The following is a 16666-nucleotide window of genomic DNA, read 5'->3' as shown; positions in this document are numbered from 1 at the left end:
ACCTCCCCCTTTCGATTAACTATAGGTGTTGATTTGTTTCGTTCCCTAAACTTCTTATGGAAACGTAAGCAGTTAAATCGGATTCGTCAATAAGTCAGCAAAAAAAATAAGACGAGTATTTAAACTCGTCTTACAAGGTGGCACTATTACTTGGTTTCTTTCGCCTTAGGTGCTACTTTATTATCTTTTACCAATGTCATTACTGACGCGACAAAAGTAAGAACAGCAGCAATCTCCGTTTCACCTACAACAGGTAACGGTTGTTGACCTTTGGCAACCAAGTACTGGTTTAACCAAGCTAACGCAAAGACAATAATACGAATTAATGCCCCTTTGTTATCCATAATAAATTCTTTGGACATATGCAACACCTCGAAAAAGAAAATATGGTACTTAGCTACCATAACGATTTACGGAAGTAAGAACCATATCATACTTTTCCTATTCCTAACTTAGCCCACATGAAACAAGCTTTATTGAGCCTGTGGCATGCTGAATAGGTTATTTGATTGTTGCTGTGATACTTGAGTTTGTTGCATCATACGACTATCGTGAATTGCTTTAACAGCCGCTCCGATTTCGTTGATTTTTACATTTGCAATTTCTTGTGTAAGATTAGCAGTAATCTTAAATTGCTCGTAAATCTCTTTCATTTTAGCTACTACAGCATCTTGTCCAGCCCCTGCACCTAATGACAATGTTGCCATTTGCGTTGCTAAATCACGAATAGTAATCTTCTGTTGATCTGTAGCTGCATAAGGGTTTTGTTGCTGTGGTGGGTTTTGATATTGCTGTTGTTGCTGATAATTCTGTTGTTGATAGTTTTGAGGAGCCTGATTAGGCCCCTTATCATCAGAATCAACTGGTAAGTCTTCACCAGCGTATACGTATAGTCCAAGTCCATGACCTGCAATAGCTTTCACCTTTGCACGTTGGATACTGTTATTGATGTCAAATGTTGTAGGTTTAGCGATTGGTTTATTACGGAAGTCTAATACTGGGAAAGGTTCAGATACAGAAACACCATTTACGATAACTTCTACTTCTACAAAGTATCCAAGAGCGGTTCTTATATATGGTACTAAAAGACCACCTGTTTCAGGCTCAGGGAAACGTTTTACATTAATCTTTGCATCAGGATGTTTTCGTTTAAGTTGTTCAACTGCATGAGCCCAACTCATATAAGAGAATCCATTTTTCTTTTCTAGGTATTTCGTTACATCCATACCTGCCATTTCCGCAAAATAGTTCTTTTCTAATTTAACGGGTTCTTCTACAACGTCTTGCTCCACTGGTGGAGCTTCTGTAGTTACTGCTGTCATTTGTTTTCCTCCTTGATTACTCTGGAACATATAAGTCCCTCCTCACATTAATTGTTGAGGGTATTCACTTTTTAAGAAAGGAAGCCCCTTTTTCAAGGAGCCTTTGCTCTAGTTGGGTAAATCTTAGCAATCATTCATGATGTTCGAAAACTGCTCCGGAGTTGTATGCTTAGAAATAGAACGAATAAGACAAGCTAAGCTAGGTTGTTTTTTAGAAGAAGTCTCTACTTGTTTGAGTACTTCAACATGTCCTTTTCCTTTACACATACTACAAAAGCCACTCTTCACAATACCGGTGCCGTCACACCATGAACATGAACGATTCTTTAACATATTTAACCCTTCCTTTCAAAAGTATATATACTGAACGGATGATCATTGTCCTCACTTTCTGCATGTTTTGCGTCTAACTTAGACGACCATTCCGAACTGTCTAACATAGGAAAGTATGAATCTACTTCAGGGAACTTATGATGAATGCGTGTAAGATAAACACGAGAAGCCATCGGTAGGAACAACTCATATGTTTGTTGACCACCAATAACAATAATCTCTTTATCTTTCGACTGTTCAATCATGAATTGAATGTACTCTAAGCTTTCAAATACAAGGTTCTCATCTACTAAATGCAGATGATCCATTGTTAAAGCCATTGGACTTCTAGTGAGTACAATATTAAATCGGTCCTTTAATGGTTTGTGACCAAGAGAAGCAAAAGTTTTATAACCCATAATGATTGGTTTGCCTTTTGTTTTCTTTATGAAATGCTTCATATCGTCCTTCAATCGGCAAAGCAGTTTATTTTCAAAGCCAATTGCATTGTTTTCATCTGCAGCTACAATCAGGCTAATCATACTGCTACCTCAATTTTCATTTGTGGGTGTTTCTCATAGTTTTCTAAGCGGAAATCATCTGCTGTAAAACTATAAAAATCTGTTTTTTCGGGATTAATCCATAAAGTAGGAGCGGCATAAGGCTCTCTTTTAACAAGCTCTTCTGCCAATTCAAGGTGTTTGTTGTAAATATGGCAATCTCCGATAATATGTAACAATTCCCCTACTTCTTGCCCGATATGACGAGCAACCATGTGTAAAAGTATTGCGTATTCACATACATTAAAAGCATTTGCTGTAACAAAGTCCTGAGATCTTTGTTTTAAAATCAGATTTGTTTTCTTTCCATCTGACCAAAATTGCAAGTGGTGAGCACATGGAGGTAAATTCATTCTTCCTGTATCATCTACGTTCCACATTTCAATTACTGCTCTACGAGTAAATGGATCTCGTTTCAGTTCTCCCAAGACATAATCCATTTGATTGTCATAACCATGTATAGGTTTAGCTACTTGATATCCGTATGCCTTACCAATTGAACCTTTTTTCTCTAATCGAACAAAAGGAAATGATTTTGAGAATCTAAGTCTTGTCTTTTTAAATGCCCATTGGTTCCAAATTTTCGCCTTCATATCATTTACGTTGTTAGAACGTTTACGATAAATCCAATCTACTTCATCAAAGATTGTTTTTAATGGTAGTGGACGAGTTGTTGGTGCTGGGAATTCTTTTGATAAATCATAACGATTAACAACACCGAAAATTCGTTTTGTTGCAATCGGTGATCCATCTTCCCATACTGCACGATTATCTGGAGTCCATTCTTGAGCTAAGATAAGTTTTAAAGTATCCTTCTGATAGTCATCTATTAAAGCCAATTTCCATCCTCCCTTTTCTTTTCTTGCTATAACGTAAGGATTTAGAAATAGGAAAGTCAACCCGCGAATTAGAGTAATTTCACTCGCTGAACATTCTCTTTTTCTACGTAAGAATCCAATAGAGAAAGTAAGTAATCTTGAGAAGGTTTATTAATTTTTACTTCGTCATAGAATTTAACTTCTCCACCAACAAAGCTTTTTGATTGAGGAGCACGTAGGTAGAGTTCGCCTGAATTCTCTTTAGAGTTGAACACCACAATACGGGTTTCTCCAATCCCTGCATCAACTAACATTGTTGTAACAACACCAATCCCTTGTTGTTTGGTAGAAGGTTTGAATAGCTTCACTTTACGAATACCTAGTTCTGTATTTAAATACCCCGACTTGTTTTCTATGGTGAAACGCACTTCTGAATCTTTTGTAATAGTAGCAGTTGTTGACAATGTAATTCCCTCCAAATAAAAAGGCCCTCCACTGGGGAGAGCCATGTTTTGTTTTATTTATAAATTAGCTAGCAAATTTGTAGTTAACGCCCGCTTCAGCTGTATGTGTAATGATGACAGACTCCACTTTGATTCCTTTTAATGGCTCATCATCTTCATCTTGGAATTTTGCTTTTACAAATTCTCCATCAACAATCATCTTATGTGTTTCTTCAACGATATTTGATGGATTGAAATCCATAGAGAAGTAACCCCCGCCACTCATATAACCACTAAGTCCAATCGTTTCACTGAACAGATTGATACTCTTGCTTCTTAATTCGATAGTCTTGCCATTATCAAGAATCACTTTAACGTCATAACGTTGTGAATCTGTTGTTAAGATATTTAAATCACCAATAGAAGAACGGAATGAATACCCTTCATTTAATTCAAATGCAATTGCACGTAAGCTGTCATAGTTAAGTTTCACGCGATTTGCAAATGCTACAACATGCTTGATTTCGCCGTGATACTGCTCATCAATTTTATCTTTTAGGTAGATTTCAATTTCAGTAGCAGTTGGATAATCAAATCGGATATGGTAATGGAATCGACCAGGACGGCTTAACATAAACTCATTTACCTTGTTAAGATCGTTTACCGTAATTGCATAAATACGTTTCTTCTGAGAAGTACCATCAAATAACCCAAGTAAGTTCTCTTGTTTTTCTGCTTCTTCATTACGAGGATTAAACATCTTTTCAAATTCATCCAAGATAATTAATGCTTCTTGGTTAATTTGTTCAATGAAATCAGCAATGCCTGGGAACGCCTTTGTTACCATAATAACTGGGATGTCCTTTTTAACAACTGCTTCTGCAATAAGTTGAACAAACATAGATTTACCCATTCCTTTATTACCACTCAAGATAATACCTAAGCTACGTTCAAATTTGTCATATGATTTTAATACTTTACTAATCTTTTCTGGGTGACTTCCGTAAATCTTTGCTTCCGTTGATGTAAAGTTATCGATCTTCTCTAAAGAGAAACCTGATCTTGGATTGAACTCTACTTTATATGTAGCAGCTGGTAATTTGTCATAAGTTTTTAAGTCGTCACCGTAGATTTTATATGTACTTCCAAAGTTAATAATTTTCATTGTATATTGCTCCTTTTTCTCTCGTTGTTTTTTATTTTTTGTCGTTGTTGAAAAAAGAGTCTCAGGCAACCGAAATCACCCGAGACTTATTTAAAGTTGTTGAGATTATCAATCCCAACGATCAAGCTTGTAGACTGCTGTTCCTGTTTTTGTTGTTACACGAACCATTGCGTTCCAAGTTGCACCATATTGTAATCGAACGCCACAAGCAGAAGCTTCTTCGTATTCTTCAATAGTTGCACCCTTGGAATAAGCTTCAAGAGTTGAGCGAATTTCACGTAACTCTGATTTAAGGATTTCTGGGAACAATGCATTACCAGCACTATTAAATCGATTATCTTTTGCTCCATCTAGAATAAGGAATACTGCTTTTCCTTGATGAGCATTTTCGTCATACCACATAGACGGCTGGAATGTAATTGCCGTTACTTTTTGGTAGCCTGTAGATACATTCCACTTGCTAGCATTTGAGCCACCACTGTAAACGTACCAAGAGAAAGGATTACGCTGTTCTTCTTTGTCCCATTGTAAAATCGGCGGTGCATCTTCATATGAAGCTGTAAGAATAGCTGAGAAGTTATCAACACTCTTAACTTGGTATTCAATTTCTTCTGCTAATGGAAGAACTGTTTCCATGAACTTTCTCCATGTCATAGTGACTGGTGGTACATTCATTTTCGGTAACTCTTTCTTATCTTTTGATTGAAGATGTGAGAAGATACCTCCAGTACTTTTAGCAGTTTCTGATTTACCTTTAGGAGTCCATTCTGTTTTTAGTTCCTCTACTCGTGCAAATCGACGACTTAAAGATTTTTGAATTCCTAATTTCTCAACAATCTTTTCAGCTTGAGCAATATTGCCTGCTGATGGAGCTGCTTGTGGACGTTGGTATTGTAATGGGTGCATCTTATCAGCAAATCGACGACTAACTGTATCGAATGACATACCAGAAGCGATATCATCAAGAAGCGTTCCAATCATTGAACTTCTAACATGACAGAAACCTGTCGGTGCTGTAGCAACAGCTAACCAAACAATGTTTTCTTTATTGCGAGAATTTTTAACGCTGTCGCGTTTTGCATGCACTTCTCTAAACCATTCAGCAGTACCTAAGCACTTCTCTGAGCGATATAAAGATTCTGTTTTTAAAAGTCCTACCGCTTGATCCACTACATCAACTGAATACTCCATTAATGCTCTGATAAGCATTTTAAAGTCTTCTAATTTCTCTGCCGTAACTTGATGTGCAGTACGAATTACAGAACGATTTACTAGTGTTTGAGGTAATGCTACAGATAAATGAGTCCATTCACCAGTACGAGGAATACCTAATACTCGTGCATCTGGAATAAATACACCGTTTACTCTTGAATTTAACACCGCTTTTTTCATTGCAGAAACTGCTGGTGCGAAGAAACCTGGTGTAATATCTTCGTTCCACATTGCAGAATTCATAGTTCCATCTTCATCGATAGTAACAAGACCACCGAAGCGATTAATGAAAGTACGACAAGCGTTACAAGTGTAATGCTGACGAGCTTCTGCAGGTAGATTATTTAAATAGATTTCATATAATTCACCAACATTTGTAGTGAACAGTTTCTTTCCTGAATCAATAGCCATATCAAAGAAGTTCTTTACACTTAATTCAAATTGAGGATATTGATCGTTGTTGCTGTCCTCTTTGTTATAACCATACCCATTTAAGCTTAGTTCTTTATTCATTTTCAACACTCTCCAGTTTTTTAGTTTTTTGTTTTATATATAATAGTGAATGATTCTATATCACCCAACCGAAATTCCTTCAATAACTTTATGTACTTCACTTGTAACATCATGTCTTGAGTCACATAGGAAGGAACCATCCTGATAAGTGGTGACCACGCAAACTAGTTTCCCATCTACCATGAAATGATTTACTTCTGTAGTAATATTGCTCATAACTTTTCCTCCCATATTAAAAAAGGTAAGGGCGTTAGCCCTCACCTATTAAGCTGCTTGTTGGTCAATTAATTCTTTTACATCCATTAATACGCCGAATAATCCATCTGCAGATGTTGATTTGCATGGAACGAAAAATTCATTACAAATTTTCGCAACATACTTACTTGCATCATGACTATTTTCTTGCGTACTAATAATTACGTAGTCAGACTTAAGAATTTGAGCACGAATTTTTTGTTTGTGTTCATCCCCTGTAAGATGAGTAAGTTGTATTTCCTCTACTCCATCTAACGAATCTTTAAAGTTGTTCATACGTCCTTCTAATCCTACTAATAGGATTTTTTTGTTCAGAAAAGGTGTTTTATCAAGTCGATCTATCATGGAGAAGCCCGATTCTGATTCAGCTGCATTGTTTTGACGATATGTTAATCGTTTTGACTCAACAGAAGTTTCTTTTTCGATTTCGTCTGTGTCGTATTTATATGTTGCACGGAAACTATTTGTAATGTTATTTGTGTAGAAACGGCCATCAATAATGTCGTCTTTACTAATTTTGAAACGTTGTGCATCTTTTTCATTAATATATAAACATGCAGGTGATTCATTTACAAAAATTGCTCCGTTGTTTGTGCTTGTAACTACTAATCGACTACCTATTTCTTCAACGATACCCATCTTAATTTCTGCTAAGTTAGGGTTCGGAACATTTTTCCGATCCACGATACGGAATTCATAAATTGGTGAACCATCTTGGAATTCACCTTTGATACCTACTATTTCAAGTTTATTTTCATTTTCCATAGAAAGCTTACGAACTAGTTCTTCTGGAATTGGATATTTTAATTCTTCAATTACACCGCCAAATGCTTTCTTAAGGAAAGTAAATACGTGTCCAACTGGATATGTGTCTACCACTTCTACTGGTTCAACAACAATTGCTTCTGGTGCTAATACTTCTGTTGGTTCTAATACAACATCTACTCCAACACCGCCGCCTTCGTAACTCATTTTGCTTAATTCTACAAGCTGTTCAATAATTCTGTGATGAGGTTTAGCCCATTCTTCATATCTGTTAAAGTTTGATAATGTAACCTGTTGTAATTCATAAACCATTTTTGCTTTTAATTCTTCAAACATTTTATCTATATACATTTTAATTAGTCCTCCAATTTATCTAGCAACTTATGATGCTATTATACTTTTAATTAAAATCGATTTGGCTTGAATGACATAGATGTCATTTAAGATTCATTTAGGTCATTTTTCATGTAATTGTTTTATATTTTCAGACAAAAAGAAGAACCGCCCACTTTCTAGTGAACGGCCTTACCTTTTTGACTATAGAGCAACGGGCTCTGTTTGTTCATACATATTGTATGTTATTACTTCGCTGGACATAGATTCGCAGTAATCATTAAATGCTTTCTTACCATCTTTATCGCTGCTAAATTTATCAGTAGGAAGTGTAACCCCACGATCAATTTTAACACCGCGACGGATAATGAAATCATCTCGCATATCAGCATCTTGAACGATACCAGATCCTGCGAAGTGTCCACCAAAGCTTGAACGTAACATATTCATATTCGATACCTCTCAAGATATTACAGAATGTAGCCTAATCGAGTAGGAAATATCATGTAGGGACTAATTCTGTTTTTATTTTTTATGCTGCAGCTTGTAATTCTGTTTTTGGTGCTGCTTCCACATCACCATAACCATCTTCATCTACACGTTCACCATCTGGAAGCTCAACTTCTACTCCACGGATTTTCGCTTCAAGTTCAGCAGCAATCTCAGGTGTAGCATGTAAATAAGCAACCAACTTTTCTTGTCCTTGGAACTTTAGGTCTTGTCCATTGTGAGTACGGATTTCGCCGGTTTCCTCATCAATAATTCGATACCATGCTCCGGCTTGAACAACAAAACCTGCTAATTTGGCAACCTGAGCTACTTCGTCAACACGGTCTACACCATGCCCATAAATCAATGGGAACGAAGCCTCTTTGAACGGAACTGCAATTTTATTTTTCACAACCTTAATTTTTACCCAGTGACCAATGATCTCATTACCTTGCTTAATGTATTCGCCCATCGTAACTCGAATACGTTGAGAAGCATAGAATGGCAATGCACGACCACCAGAAGTTGTCGTTGGCGTACCATTTGGACTAAATTTACCGATAGCTTCACGAATTTGGTTAATGAATCCAACTGTGCAATTATGCTCATAAGCAATACCAGTTAACTTCTGCATTGTTGTACTCATGAAACGAGCTAGTAGACCCATAGTTTGTTGTTCAGCAGAAGATTCCACAATCTTAGTCGGAACCATTGCAGATACAGAGTCAATTGCAATCAAACGAACTTCCCCTGAGCGAATAAGACTATCAGCAATATCTACAGCATTTTCTGCAGTTTTTGGGTTTACATAGATTAATTTATCTAAGTCTACTCCGTATTGTTGTGCTAGTTCTTTATTCATAGCATGTTCCATATCAATGAAAGCAACATAGCCTTCATTTTTACGTTGAACTTCAGCTATATGAAGAAACATTAGTGTTGTTTTTCCAGCCATTGAGTTACCAAAGTACTCAATAATACGACCATTTGCTACTCCTCCACCTAAAGCTAAGTCCATTGTTAATGAACCACTTGAGAAGAGTTTAATAGTTGGACCTGTATTAACCGAATAACCGATTGTGTCTTCCCCTAGTTGTTTGTTGATTGTAGACATTAATTTTTCAATGCTCATTTATTGTCCTCCGTCGTGTTGTATTTTGCGAGAATCTCCTGTGCACGCACTAGGACTTCCACATCTTCATACAACCCGAACTGCTTTGCAGAGTCCCTTTCACTCCTAGCACGCTTTTCTACCTTATTAATAAGGCTTCCAAGATCAAGAGATTCTTCTTGTTTCATAGCTTGTTTAGTAAAGTATTCAAACTCCTCAGTTAAACAAACAGAAATTTGTTCTACTGCTTCTTCATGCGGTAACGTTTGTAAATAAGAGTTATAAAGGCCCATCAGGAATTGATGAAGCCCTTGTTTTAACTCTGATCGTAATCGTCGTTGAGTACTCATATAATCACCTCAAGAAACGAATACCCTACCCTAGAATGGTAGAGCATCGTCACTAATGTTCACGCCACCAGCGAACATCTCAGGGTTGTATTGCCCTTGTTGTCCTTGCTGTTGGTATGGAGGTTGTTGGAACTGTTGTTGACCTTGTTGAGCATAAGGGTTTTGACCTTGGAACTGTTGTTGCTGACCTTGTGGTTGGAACTGCTGTTGCCCCTGGAATTGCTGTTGTTGCTGTTGTTGGAACTGCTGCTGTCCTTGACCTTGTTGTTGCTGACCATTACCTTGTCCACCATCATTATTAGAAGAAAGGAATTTGATATTATCTGCACGAAGCTCCCAATAAGTCACATTGTCTTTTTTAGAAGATTTCATTTTACCTTCTACTAAAACAACCGAACCCTTTTTAGTGTACTGTTGTACGTTTGCACCTAATTTTCCCCATGCAGAGACATTAAAGAAGTCAGTAGTTTTTTTATCGCCGTAACCATCATCTACTGCTACAGCAAAACGACAAACTGTGTTTTCCCCATAAGGAGTGCTTTCTGGATCACGAGTTAAACGACCTACGATTAATTGTTTTTGATACATAATAAATTACCTCCGGCTTTTTAGTTTGATATATATGTTTCATTCGCTACATAGTCATGAAGCGGTTTTAACAACGAAAATACAGCGTCTTTGTTAGACATTTTTTTCTCTTTAAAGTCTTGAACAAACTCTACTTCCATTAAAGAGACTCCTTCATTACGTGCAGTTGCTGCGCTTAACTCATTTTCGAGTTTTTCTTGAGCAAATTTAATTTGTTCTACTGAAGGATAAGGCATTGGTGAACTACATCTGCTATAGATATAATTCCTGCACCCAACAGCACAAACACTGTCTTGATCGTAATGATTTGTTTCATATTTAATACCTAACTTTTCAAGCGTAGGTATTAATGATTTTGGTACATTCGCCCCAGTCGTTCTTTCACGCCGGTTATGAATGTATAAGGCTTTGAATTCAATGATGTACTTATCACGACCATAACGATGATTCGAATAGTCATAACGTGGTTCATGATAAGTAAACAACATGCTTCCAACGCTCAATTTCTTATGCATTGCCATCGCTATATCACCCCTATTGTTTCTGAGTAGATTTAGATTCTCTTTTTATTTTGTTGTAGCAGCGGCGACAAACACTTGAGTAAGACTCATTGCCACCTACCTGCACGACTTCTCCCTCAAAGACAGGAATGTTGTTTACTAGGCGCACATTTCGATTTGCTTTATTCTCACAATGAATGCATTGGTTCTTAATTTCACGAATACTATCTGCTGATTCAACTAATCGCTTACTTCCTTCAAATAACTGACCTTGGAAATCTGTCATTAACCCGTAGGCAACAACATTAATCCCGAAATCATCTGCTAAATGCGAAAGTGTATCGATCATGTCCTTGTCCATGAATTGAACTTCATCTACAAATAACCAGTCAGGTTTTTTCAGCATTGCTATCTGAATTAATTCCGTGAAATGAGTAATTGGTGTGCAATCCATCTCAATACTTAGGGCACGAGACTTAATCTTTGTATCCCTTGTATCCTGAGAACTCTTAACGATCTCGAAGTTCTTTCCTTGTTGTTCGAAATTAAATGCGGTCATAATCAACTGTGCTGACTTTGAGCTGTTCATGCTTCCATAATAAAAAACTACCTTGGCCAATTAGACCCTCTCCCTCTTACTAAAAATCAGTGTTGTTTTGTTGATCCAATCTTATTTAGGCGTTGCTCTTCAGCAATCAGAATGTGTGTCCAATTCAGTGCATACGTTTTTAAGAAATCAAAATACGCTTTCTGTTCATCGGAGGTTGGAGTAAGTTCAAAGATATGAACTAAACCATTAATCACATCAAGAGACTCTTCTTTATTGTCATCATTGAAGACAAATAAAAAGTGCGTTTCTCCCTGCTCTATCTTCATCTGCAAAGCTGTTAATAGCAGACTCGCGACAGTTTTTTCACTAGCATTCGGGAAGAGACGCCTACACGTTTCGATTGAAATATGATTATCGTTAGTAAAGTCATGGTCTTTGAAAATAGAAGTATCCTTTAAGTCTGTTACTGCTAAAATAAAATGATTTCGATGAAATGCAGTTAAGTTGCTTTCATGAATTGTTGATAAATTGATCAATTAAATAACTCCTTCCAGAACGTAAGCACTTAAAAATTAAAAATCAAGACAAAAAGAGCCTTCTCAAGTAGTTTTTTTCTACAAGAAAAGGCTCCTTATTTAAAACAAAAAAACCGCTACATTTAGCGGTTCTTCGTATCCCTTTTTAAGTGTAGAGATAAACACGTTTCGTAACAAATTTAAATGTGATTTGAGGGAGAGAATTATTATTATATGGCAGAGAGGACGAGATTCGAACTCGCGCACGTTTTACCGCCTACTCCCTTAGCAGGGGAGCCCCTTAAGCCACTTGGGTACCTCTCTGTAGTATTATGGTTGCATTAGTTACCTAGAACTAGTTCATATCCTAACCAGTAAATAGTTGTTGTATTTCTAGTCTTATAAACTCTAGGGATTAAGTTGTTAAAGAATGACTTCAACTAATATCACCTCTAATATAATTCTGGTGAAGGTGGTGGGGAATTGACCCCACGGTCTCTGCTCTTTACCAGTCAGTCTCCAATTTCCAGTTCACCTTCATATATAATTGGCAGGAGCAGTAGGAATCGAACCCACAACGGAGGTTTTGGAGACCTCTGTTTTACCTTTAAACTATACTCCTATGTGGTGGGCCGAGATGGATTCGAACCATCGAACTCTGAGAGGGCGGATTTACAGTCCGCTGCGTTTAACCACTTCGCTATCGACCCAAAAAGGTTGAGGGCGTTAGCCCTCGTTGGTGTCATACATGTGTGTGAAAAATAATGTGAGTAGAGCATCGGAATACTTCTACTCTGTTCGCTGAGGAACTTAAAAACAATGTGTGTCCTGTTAACTGTACGCCTCCGAAGGGACACTTCTTTTAAGGGGAGACGCACAGCAGATGCCGACAGAGGGACTCGAACCCCCAACCTACTGATTACAAGTCAGTTGCGCTACCAATTGTGCTATGCCGGCATATGGCTCAAAATGGCCTGAGATATAAATGGGGCCCGCATTCGGAATTGAACCGAAAACCCACCTAGTCTAAACACTAGGTATTCACCCTTTGAACTTCCGGGCCATAATATTAACTAATTTTATAATCCTTCCATTTATCGCCCAAAGCCATTGTTTGAGAAGTTATAGCATTTGCAGGAAATAAATACTCAGAAAATGCAGCCGTACAGATATAAACATAATCTATCTGAGTCTTATCCATTTCTTTTTGATAGTATTTTCCTTCTGCATTTACATGTCCTCTTAACCTCATGTCTACATAGTAGTTTCCATTTGGTATGGTTCGGGTGGTAAATTTAACTTGGACTTTCTTAAGCTCTCCATTCATATCAACTATCAAGTCATAAGCTTGAGTATCTGTTAATGGAAGTGCTACAGTGTACCCTAGTTTACTAAAATAAGCGATAGCCATTCCTAACCCAACGTTACCTTTCTGACCTGTACTGAAATCGTTGAACATAAGATAGTCTCCTTATAAAATTTTGTGGCGGAGCTGACGGGACTCGAACCCGCGACCTTCTACGTGACAGGCAGACGAACACTCCAACTGTTCTACAGCTCCATTATAGAGGGGCATAAGCCCCTGTTTGATATTAATGATACATTGATTTATGTACAGACAAGATATTGATCTTATCTTCTTCTGTGATAAGACCTTTTGCAAATGCATCTTCTGCGTGTTGATCTGTAGCGTGCCAGTAGAATCGTGCGCTAGCTAAGTAACGTACAAGATTAAACTGAGTTCCAGTTACACCATATAAAGCTGCTTGCGTTTTATCCTTATCATAGTCTTGGCTACGAGCGCCAGTTCCACCAACTAAGTAGTGTCCATCTAGCATCTCTTGAGTGATCAAGTCACCTACTTGAATTGAAGATAAATCTCCTTGGTAAGTACCGCGTTGCAATTTATTCCCCGAAAGATTTGTATAGCTTGCACCTAATCGTACATGAGGTACGAATTGATTAGCATACTCATCATAGGCTGTTTCAGGGTAAGAAGGCATTTGCCAGTCTTGTTGGCCTTGATTGAAATCATAATCATAGCGCCAAGGAATCTCAATTCGCTTTGTAATTACTTTCGTTTCTCGATCATACTCTAGCACTAAATCATAAAGGTTTGTCAATAATATCAAACTCCTTTTGGATGTATTAGAAACTTATAAAAGTTCTAACGCCCCTACCAGGATTCGAACCTGGACTCTAAACTTAGAAGGTTCATGTGCTATCCTGTTACACCATAGGGGCAAAGTGAAATACCTAAACATAAACAAAGTCCGGATGACACGATTCGAACATGCGACCCCTTGCTCCCAAAGCAAGTGCTCTACCAAGCTGAGCTACATCCGGATAATAAAGACGGGTTTTACTAGGATTCGAACCTAGGAATTCTGTGGCCATTCAGTGCACCAACCTCTTCTTGCTTTAAAACCCATAATATAATTGGCTGGGAATGATAGATTCGAACTACCGCATCAGAGAGTCAAAGTCCCTTGCCTTACCGCTTGGCTAATTCCCAATATAATTAATGGCTCTTGATTGACTCGAACAATCGACCTCTCCCTTATGAGGGGAACGCTCTAACCAACTGAGCTAAAGAGCCATGAAACCGAAGGCAGGATTTGAACCCGCACGCCACGGAGACCAATTAAGGTTTAGTCCTTGAGTCTGACATTTGAACTTACTTCGGTATGGTGCTAGAAAGGAAAATCAGAGAATCATTTTCTCTAAACCAAGAGACGGCTTGGACCTTCCCGAGTCTAACATGATATAAATGGTAGCGTGTAGGGGATTCGAACCCCTGAATATCGGATAGAAAGTCCGATGACTTAGGCCGCTTGTCGAACACGCCACGAAAGATATAATTACAATCCGACACCCATTAGCGAAAGTAAATACCGAATGGGGATTCAGTAACACAAAAATAAAATAAAGGAGTGATTGAAATGAGACATGGATGCCGGATTCTAATTACGGTTGCTACGCTCTGGAATCGAACCAGATTTTCAAGGGTTATGAGCCCAAGTGAGATTGCCAACCTCCCGCCAGCTATAATATAGGTAGAAACTAGTTCATGAGTCTCAAGGCTGAACTAGTAAATCACCTCAGGGGATTATCCCACTTACTAAGGAGTGGTTACCTTGTAAGGAAAATGGAACTTGTAGGACTCGAACCTACGACCGGACGGTTATGAGCCGTCTGCTCTGACCAACTGAGCTAAAGATCCGTATATAAGCGCCTTGCGAGAATCGAACTCGCACCGTCTGATTGGAAGTCAGAAATCATAGCCATTAGACCAAAAGCGCATAATATGGCGGAGGGTGAGGGACTCGAACCCCCATCGGTTTTACCCTACGACAGTTTTCAAGACTGTTCTCTTACCAATTAGAGTAACCCTCCATATTAGATACGGACGGAGAGACTCGAACTCTCACGCCGAAGCACTAGATCCTAAGTCTAGCGTGTCTGCCAATTCCACCACGTCCGCATAATTTGGCTCTGACGGTAGGATTCGAACCTACGACCTTTCGGTTAACAGCCGAGCGCACTACCACTGTGCTACGCCAGAATAATAATATTTAATAACATAAGTACTTATACTGTGATTTTGTTTTAACAACATAAGCACTTCTTTTTTATTTGTCAACATTTACTTTAATTAATTGCTACCTACACAGCCTAGCAGTGATTGAAGGTGTGCATAAAGACCATTTTACTGTCATCTAGGGTTTTTATAATCGTTCATCTTTGTGTTTTAAACTTTAGAAAATAAGAACTTTGAACCCTAATCCTTACACTTTAAACCTTGAGCTTTGAGCTTTTCTTACCTGTTTTGATTATTTCTTAATCAAATTTTAATTCGTCCTATACGAATATTCTGTATGTAAGTACGCCCATATCTTGGTCATAAATGTTGGAGCTGGGAATTTAACGTCCCCCGGCAAGACGTATACACGTTTTAACGTTCCGTGTAAGTAGCAATATTAGTTATAGATTAAGCAGAAATCTCAATGAAAGTAGTGGCATTCGCCTCTGACTTAACTGAGTCTACTTCAATCAAGAATGCATTGATTTCAGTTTCAAGTGTCTCAATCTCTTTACGGATTTCGATTGGATCAACCACTTTTGGATTGTAACGCTTTAAGAAGTTTTCAGTGATTTCTTCAACTTCTGCAGCGTGATTCTTACGATCTTTAGAACCAAGGTCTGCTTCTAAACGCTTATCTAAGCGATTCTCCATTTGTTGCTTTTCGATTTCCATCTTCTGATTGACTACAGCTAATTGACGTTTTAATTCATTAAGAAGTGATTGCTTATATTCGATGAATTCTTGTTGATCAATCGCTTCTGCAATTGTCATTTCAACACCAGCAATACTCACTTTCGTCGTTGCGTTCGCCAAGATTAGCTTTGATTTGATTTCGTTGCGGCGCTTAATTAAGTCCGTTACAGACTGATAACCAGCTAATGCAAGTTCCTCAAATTCTTTTGTTGATTGATACCCTTTTGGTTTTTCTTCACCAATTTGGTATGTTACGTATTTCTTTTCATTAATAGAAGAAAGAATACGTTTGTTTAACATTTTTAACTCTGCTAATGCACGATGTAATGATAATTTCATATATATTGCCTCCCTTTATTCTCATAGGTAAATTAAGGGCTCCTACCACTCCCTTAATACTAGTGAATCATCACTAGGGTCTTCCTCCTCACAGCGAAGACCATCCTAATATCTATTGAAAAAACGTTGAATGCAATTACTAGATTACTAATTCAACCCTATGAGTAAAGAAAGTCAATACCTTTTTTAAAATTTTTAAAAGTTTTTTTTACAAATAAAAAAGCAGACACATAATGTGCCTACCTTT

Annotated in this window: 20 protein-coding genes and 17 tRNA genes; all 37 read right to left on the bottom strand. The window is 37.7% G+C overall.

Annotated features, from left to right (window positions below; all coding sequences use genetic code 11):
* Positions 1-146 precede the first annotated feature (146 nt).
* Positions 147-344, bottom strand: a complete 198-nt coding sequence (locus F3I02_RS00405) for a phage holin (RefSeq protein WP_230876733.1) — start codon at positions 342-344, stop codon at positions 147-149.
* Positions 345-473: 129 nt separating this feature from the next.
* Positions 474-1352 carry a Sak single strand annealing protein gene (locus tag F3I02_RS00400; RefSeq protein WP_196477295.1) on the bottom strand — a complete coding sequence of 293 codons (879 nt, stop codon included), beginning with the start codon at positions 1350-1352 and terminating at the stop codon, positions 474-476.
* Between the two features lie 93 nt (positions 1353-1445).
* Positions 1446-1655 (bottom strand): hypothetical protein, encoded by a 210-nt coding sequence (locus F3I02_RS00395; RefSeq protein ID WP_196477294.1) that lies wholly within the window; start codon positions 1653-1655, stop codon positions 1446-1448.
* 2 nt (positions 1656-1657) lie between these two features.
* The gene (locus F3I02_RS00390) at positions 1658-2176 is read right to left on the bottom strand and encodes a dihydrofolate reductase (RefSeq protein ID WP_196477293.1); all 519 of its coding nucleotides are present in this window, start codon (positions 2174-2176) and stop codon (positions 1658-1660) included.
* The gene (gene thyA, locus F3I02_RS00385; protein WP_196477292.1) at positions 2173-3033 is read right to left on the bottom strand and encodes a thymidylate synthase; all 861 of its coding nucleotides are present in this window, start codon (positions 3031-3033) and stop codon (positions 2173-2175) included. Before thyA ends, F3I02_RS00390 begins: the two co-directional genes overlap by 4 nt.
* Before the next feature lie 68 nt (positions 3034-3101).
* Complete coding sequence (locus F3I02_RS00380; RefSeq protein ID WP_230876732.1) at positions 3102-3491, bottom strand: hypothetical protein; 390 nt, start codon at positions 3489-3491, stop codon at positions 3102-3104.
* A 49-nt stretch (positions 3492-3540) separates the two neighbouring features.
* Positions 3541-4620: an ATP-binding protein gene (locus F3I02_RS00375; protein WP_196477290.1), complete on the bottom strand. Its 1080-nt coding sequence runs from the start codon at positions 4618-4620 to the stop codon at positions 3541-3543.
* Positions 4621-4728: 108 nt separating this feature from the next.
* Positions 4729-6345, bottom strand: coding sequence for a hypothetical protein (locus F3I02_RS00370; protein WP_196477289.1), 1617 nt, complete (start codon positions 6343-6345; stop codon positions 4729-4731).
* A gap of 60 nt (positions 6346-6405) precedes the next feature.
* Positions 6406-6561 (bottom strand): hypothetical protein, encoded by a 156-nt coding sequence (locus F3I02_RS00365; RefSeq protein ID WP_153587191.1) that lies wholly within the window; start codon positions 6559-6561, stop codon positions 6406-6408.
* 48 nt (positions 6562-6609) lie between these two features.
* Entirely contained in the window at positions 6610-7716 is a 1107-nt protein-coding gene (locus F3I02_RS00360; protein WP_196477288.1) for a hypothetical protein, read from the bottom strand.
* Between the two features lie 186 nt (positions 7717-7902).
* Positions 7903-8148: a hypothetical protein gene (locus F3I02_RS00355; protein WP_230876731.1), complete on the bottom strand. Its 246-nt coding sequence runs from the start codon at positions 8146-8148 to the stop codon at positions 7903-7905.
* An 82-nt stretch (positions 8149-8230) separates the two neighbouring features.
* Positions 8231-9319, bottom strand: a complete 1089-nt coding sequence (locus tag F3I02_RS00350) for a recombinase RecA (RefSeq protein ID WP_196477287.1) — start codon at positions 9317-9319, stop codon at positions 8231-8233.
* Positions 9316-9648, bottom strand: coding sequence for a hypothetical protein (locus F3I02_RS00345; protein WP_196477286.1), 333 nt, complete (start codon positions 9646-9648; stop codon positions 9316-9318). Before F3I02_RS00345 ends, F3I02_RS00350 begins: the two co-directional genes overlap by 4 nt.
* 30 nt (positions 9649-9678) lie before the next feature.
* Positions 9679-10236, bottom strand: coding sequence for a single-stranded DNA-binding protein (locus tag F3I02_RS00340; RefSeq protein WP_196477285.1), 558 nt, complete (start codon positions 10234-10236; stop codon positions 9679-9681).
* Positions 10237-10256: 20 nt separating this feature from the next.
* Entirely contained in the window at positions 10257-10757 is a 501-nt protein-coding gene (locus F3I02_RS00335) for a hypothetical protein (protein ID WP_196477284.1), read from the bottom strand.
* Positions 10758-10770: 13 nt separating this feature from the next.
* Positions 10771-11355, bottom strand: a complete 585-nt coding sequence (locus F3I02_RS00330) for a thymidine kinase (RefSeq protein ID WP_098265093.1) — start codon at positions 11353-11355, stop codon at positions 10771-10773.
* A 26-nt stretch (positions 11356-11381) separates the two neighbouring features.
* The gene (locus tag F3I02_RS00325; RefSeq protein ID WP_098265092.1) at positions 11382-11822 is read right to left on the bottom strand and encodes a hypothetical protein; all 441 of its coding nucleotides are present in this window, start codon (positions 11820-11822) and stop codon (positions 11382-11384) included.
* A 214-nt stretch (positions 11823-12036) separates the two neighbouring features.
* Positions 12037-12125, bottom strand: a tRNA-Ser gene (locus tag F3I02_RS00320).
* A 140-nt stretch (positions 12126-12265) separates the two neighbouring features.
* Positions 12266-12340: transfer RNA gene (locus F3I02_RS00315), tRNA-Phe, on the bottom strand.
* Positions 12341-12349: 9 nt separating this feature from the next.
* Positions 12350-12423: transfer RNA gene (locus F3I02_RS00310), tRNA-Trp, on the bottom strand.
* Between the two features lie 3 nt (positions 12424-12426).
* Positions 12427-12511: transfer RNA gene (locus tag F3I02_RS00305), tRNA-Tyr, on the bottom strand.
* A 174-nt stretch (positions 12512-12685) separates the two neighbouring features.
* Positions 12686-12758 (bottom strand) — tRNA-Thr (locus tag F3I02_RS00300).
* A 112-nt stretch (positions 12759-12870) separates the two neighbouring features.
* Entirely contained in the window at positions 12871-13260 is a 390-nt protein-coding gene (locus F3I02_RS00295; RefSeq protein ID WP_196477283.1) for a group I intron-associated PD-(D/E)XK endonuclease, read from the bottom strand.
* 25 nt (positions 13261-13285) lie between these two features.
* Positions 13286-13362, bottom strand: a tRNA-Asp gene (locus F3I02_RS00290).
* A 31-nt stretch (positions 13363-13393) separates the two neighbouring features.
* Positions 13394-13924 carry a hypothetical protein gene (locus tag F3I02_RS00285; RefSeq protein ID WP_196477282.1) on the bottom strand — a complete coding sequence of 177 codons (531 nt, stop codon included), beginning with the start codon at positions 13922-13924 and terminating at the stop codon, positions 13394-13396.
* Between the two features lie 48 nt (positions 13925-13972).
* Positions 13973-14045: transfer RNA gene (locus tag F3I02_RS00280), tRNA-Arg, on the bottom strand.
* A gap of 28 nt (positions 14046-14073) precedes the next feature.
* Positions 14074-14147: transfer RNA gene (locus tag F3I02_RS00275), tRNA-Pro, on the bottom strand.
* Positions 14148-14241: 94 nt separating this feature from the next.
* Positions 14242-14316 (bottom strand) — tRNA-Gln (locus F3I02_RS00270).
* Between the two features lie 10 nt (positions 14317-14326).
* Positions 14327-14400 (bottom strand) — tRNA-Met (locus F3I02_RS00265).
* Between the two features lie 4 nt (positions 14401-14404).
* Positions 14405-14488: transfer RNA gene (locus F3I02_RS00260), tRNA-OTHER, on the bottom strand.
* An 84-nt stretch (positions 14489-14572) separates the two neighbouring features.
* Positions 14573-14649, bottom strand: a tRNA-Glu gene (locus F3I02_RS00255).
* A 301-nt stretch (positions 14650-14950) separates the two neighbouring features.
* Positions 14951-15024, bottom strand: a tRNA-Ile gene (locus F3I02_RS00250).
* Between the two features lie 7 nt (positions 15025-15031).
* Positions 15032-15103: transfer RNA gene (locus F3I02_RS00245), tRNA-Gly, on the bottom strand.
* A gap of 6 nt (positions 15104-15109) precedes the next feature.
* Positions 15110-15197, bottom strand: a tRNA-Ser gene (locus F3I02_RS00240).
* Positions 15198-15205: 8 nt separating this feature from the next.
* A tRNA-Leu gene (locus F3I02_RS00235) sits at positions 15206-15285 on the bottom strand.
* Between the two features lie 6 nt (positions 15286-15291).
* Positions 15292-15366, bottom strand: a tRNA-Asn gene (locus tag F3I02_RS00230).
* Between the two features lie 426 nt (positions 15367-15792).
* Positions 15793-16419, bottom strand: a complete 627-nt coding sequence (locus tag F3I02_RS00225; protein ID WP_196477281.1) for a hypothetical protein — start codon at positions 16417-16419, stop codon at positions 15793-15795.
* Positions 16420-16666 lie beyond the last annotated feature (247 nt).

It is taken from the genome of Bacillus sp. SRB3LM (assembly GCF_015712745.1).
In the GTDB taxonomy this organism is placed as follows: Bacteria; Bacillota; Bacilli; order Bacillales; family Bacillaceae_G; genus Bacillus_A; species Bacillus_A thuringiensis_K.
This window is presented reverse-complemented; position numbering and strand designations above follow the sequence as displayed.

What these genes read in the sequence shown, in the direction of transcription:
- F3I02_RS00405 (WP_230876733.1), bottom strand. Translation starts at nt 344, where the DNA reads ATGGATAACAAAGGGGCATTAATTCGTATTATTGTCTTTGCGTTAGCT.
- F3I02_RS00400 (WP_196477295.1), bottom strand. Translation starts at nt 1,352, where the DNA reads ATGTTCCAGAGTAATCAAGGAGGAAAACAAATGACAGCAGTAACTACA.
- F3I02_RS00395 (WP_196477294.1), bottom strand. Translation starts at nt 1,655, where the DNA reads ATGTTAAAGAATCGTTCATGTTCATGGTGTGACGGCACCGGTATTGTG.
- F3I02_RS00390 (WP_196477293.1), bottom strand. Translation starts at nt 2,176, where the DNA reads ATGATTAGCCTGATTGTAGCTGCAGATGAAAACAATGCAATTGGCTTT.
- F3I02_RS00375 (WP_196477290.1), bottom strand. Translation starts at nt 4,620, where the DNA reads ATGAAAATTATTAACTTTGGAAGTACATATAAAATCTACGGTGACGAC.
- F3I02_RS00370 (WP_196477289.1), bottom strand. Translation starts at nt 6,345, where the DNA reads ATGAATAAAGAACTAAGCTTAAATGGGTATGGTTATAACAAAGAGGAC.
- F3I02_RS00365 (WP_153587191.1), bottom strand. Translation starts at nt 6,561, where the DNA reads ATGAGCAATATTACTACAGAAGTAAATCATTTCATGGTAGATGGGAAA.
- F3I02_RS00360 (WP_196477288.1), bottom strand. Translation starts at nt 7,716, where the DNA reads ATGTATATAGATAAAATGTTTGAAGAATTAAAAGCAAAAATGGTTTAT.
- F3I02_RS00355 (WP_230876731.1), bottom strand. Translation starts at nt 8,148, where the DNA reads ATGAATATGTTACGTTCAAGCTTTGGTGGACACTTCGCAGGATCTGGT.
- F3I02_RS00350 (WP_196477287.1), bottom strand. Translation starts at nt 9,319, where the DNA reads ATGAGCATTGAAAAATTAATGTCTACAATCAACAAACAACTAGGGGAA.
- F3I02_RS00345 (WP_196477286.1), bottom strand. Translation starts at nt 9,648, where the DNA reads ATGAGTACTCAACGACGATTACGATCAGAGTTAAAACAAGGGCTTCAT.
- F3I02_RS00340 (WP_196477285.1), bottom strand. Translation starts at nt 10,236, where the DNA reads ATGTATCAAAAACAATTAATCGTAGGTCGTTTAACTCGTGATCCAGAA.
- F3I02_RS00335 (WP_196477284.1), bottom strand. Translation starts at nt 10,757, where the DNA reads ATGGCAATGCATAAGAAATTGAGCGTTGGAAGCATGTTGTTTACTTAT.
- F3I02_RS00295 (WP_196477283.1), bottom strand. Translation starts at nt 13,260, where the DNA reads ATGTTCAACGATTTCAGTACAGGTCAGAAAGGTAACGTTGGGTTAGGA.
- F3I02_RS00225 (WP_196477281.1), bottom strand. Translation starts at nt 16,419, where the DNA reads ATGAAATTATCATTACATCGTGCATTAGCAGAGTTAAAAATGTTAAAC.